The 2,618-nt window shown below is 58.3% G+C and carries 3 pseudogenes; 2 read left to right on the top strand and 1 reads right to left on the bottom strand.

The annotated features are described in order from the left end of the window. Positions 1-183: pseudogene (locus tag NKH12_RS30230) on the top strand (IS630 family transposase); the annotation flags it as partial. 21 nt (positions 184-204) lie between these two features. Then, positions 205-375: pseudogene (locus NKH12_RS30225) on the top strand (transposase); the annotation flags it as partial. A gap of 817 nt (positions 376-1,192) precedes the next feature. Here NKH12_RS30225 and NKH12_RS30220 read toward each other — a convergent pair. Then, positions 1,193-2,409 (bottom strand): annotated as a pseudogene (locus NKH12_RS30220) (IS701 family transposase). Positions 2,410-2,618 lie beyond the last annotated feature (209 nt).

Raw genomic sequence — 2,618 nt, 5'->3', positions numbered from 1 at the left:
CCGCCCTACAGTCCCGACTTCAATCCGATTGAGAACGCCTTCGCCAAACTCAAGGCGCTGCTGCGAGCAAAGGCCGAGAGAACCATCAAGGCTCTCTGGGACGCGGTCGGCGCGGTCGTCGACCTCTTCACCCCAGCCGAATGCGCCAACTACTTCAAAGCCGCAGGATATGAACCGGATTAAACAGGACGTGCTCTAGTCTAGTCTCTGCATCACTCCGGGGCGAAAGCGGATTGGTCGGATGATGCCGTGCTTAGCGTCGTGCGGGCGCAGGTTTTGCCGGCGCTTGAGCGTCAGGGGCCGATCCGCGCCAGGATCGTTGACGACACCGGCTTTCCCAAGAAAGGGAAGCATTCGGTGGGAGTGGCGCGGCAGTAGCTAAGTCTCAGCAATATGTTCGTATCGACAGCAGACACCTGCTTGCGCCTTTGTTGGTGAGAAGGCGCGTAAAATGGCGCGAGGGCGTATAGCAGAAGTCTTTCTCATATTGTCAGTCCTCACGTTCTGCAGTTCATCGACAAGAAGACGGAATCGCAGTGGACCCGATGCCTGCTGCATCTTCGCCGCGTGCTGGACGACCATTCCGAACGGAAGCCGGGCGTGCGATTTCCCGCACCGGCTCTTCCCGAGAGCAACCCGCCCATGATGCGCGGAACTGGCAGGGCAGCGTGCTATCAACGTAACGGGCGCATCTTCTAGGAACAATTCAAAGCCGCTATGATGTGGCATCCGGCGCCTTCGGCGAGCCTCCAATTTAGACAAACCTACGTATGTGCAGAAAGCAGGTGCTACGAGTCGGACGCCCTTTCCCTCTGCTGCTTTGTAGGCGGGCTTGCTCTGCTGGGTCTTGACCGATGGCGATACAGATTTGGCGTGCGAACCGACTCCCTGGGTACGGCCCGCGTTGGAATGGGGGAGCCATCAAGTAGAACGACGGGAAAATTCGTCGGCGCTGATGCGCTGCATACTCAAACGAACGATCCGTCATAACGAAGCCCATCACGGCCTGAACGCCTTGCCAGCCATTCAGTTGACTAGCATTACAGTTGCATTTTCGATTTTAGGTGAGCTCGTCGAGCGGCCGCCTGATGGGCGCGCCTCCAGCATGACCATGCGATGACGTAGGCGGGGTTTATGCAACGCTGGACGAGTCTGAGGGCGATGCGCCGGACTTCCTGGATAGACCAGCGGATCAAATCCTGATGGTCGGCATCCGCCGTCTTTTTTGGGGCGTCGCGTCATACGCGCGGTATCGGATCACCGCCATCATGGCGAAGGCGAGCATGACGAGGGAGACGTGGCGATGCCCGCCATGCCATGACCGGGTTTCATTGTGATCGAGTCCGAGCTCGTTCTTGGCGGTCTCGAAGCTGTCTTCGATCGCCCAGCGATGGCCTTCCACGGAAACGAGCGTCTGGATGCCCGTCCCGGCCGGGCACCATGTGGTGAAGAATGCGAGATCGCCGTCGCTGATATTGCGCCGGATCAGGAGGCCACGGGTCCAAAGCCCCGATTTCGTCTCGTTATATTCGTCGGCATCGAGATCGGCGAGTTCGCAGTAGGCCCAGTCATGAAGCCGCGCGCCTTTGGTGCCCTCACCGGCGGAAAGACGCTGCCATGCACTATTGGATCGAGATCACGGGCGATCTCCTGAGCTGTGCCGGCGACCGGAGGCTTCCCCGACCAAGAGCCGAAATGGTGGTCCGACTTGACCCCAAGAACGTAGCCTTTGCAGGCTCGCCGCAGGGTTCCTTCGACGTCCCCGACGCCATACACCGCATCTGCGGCCACCCATGAAAACGGCACATCGGCTGCCAGCGCACGCCGTATCATATCGACAGCCAAGCCTGGCTTGGTAGCGAAGGCTATAGCCTCAGGAACATGGGTTGCTGCAAGCCTTACCGGATCGCCAGTCCAACTTTTGGGCAAGTACAGGGCCCGATCGATAAAGGCATGACCGCGAGCGGACACATAGGCGGCGAACACACCGATCTGGCAGTTCGTTATCTTGCCTGCCGAGCCTGTATATTGACGCGCAACTCCGCAGGATGCCTTGCCCTGCTTGAGGAAGCCCGTCTCATCGATGACCAGGACCGCATCATCTGTGGCGAGGTTTTCTACAACATACTCTCGCACGATGTCGCGAAGTCCGTCCGCGTCCCAACGCCCGCGACCCAGAATGGCTTGTTGCCGCCACGGGCCGGGATCACCGGCCGCCTCAGCGCGCATCCAACCTGTCTTACGCCGCTCGTCACCCAGCAAGCCGTCCAGGAAAAGGTTCGCCGACGCCGCAACTCGCTCCTGCGTAAACAGTCCGCGCATACGCGCTTTCACGTCACGCAGCGATGATGCCCAAAGCTCAAGCGTAGTTTCGATTGATGCACCTGTCATCCATGACCTCCGAATCATGGAGACCAATAGATTCAGACCATAGATAAATATGCAACTGTAATGCTAGCAACAGCCGCTCAAGAAAATACAGCCGACAATATACACCACAGAAGAACAATTGTTGTTGTTCTATCCAGAGATCTTTGGACGTTAACCGATCAATCAGACGATGATCAGTTCGCGTGGATTCCCAGGTGTCGCACGCTCAGCTCCCGAGCGGGTGACTA

Origin of the sequence: Mesorhizobium sp. M1322, assembly GCF_040318085.1 — a bacterium.
Taxonomy (GTDB): Bacteria; Pseudomonadota; Alphaproteobacteria; order Rhizobiales; family Rhizobiaceae; genus Mesorhizobium.
This window is presented reverse-complemented; position numbering and strand designations above follow the sequence as displayed.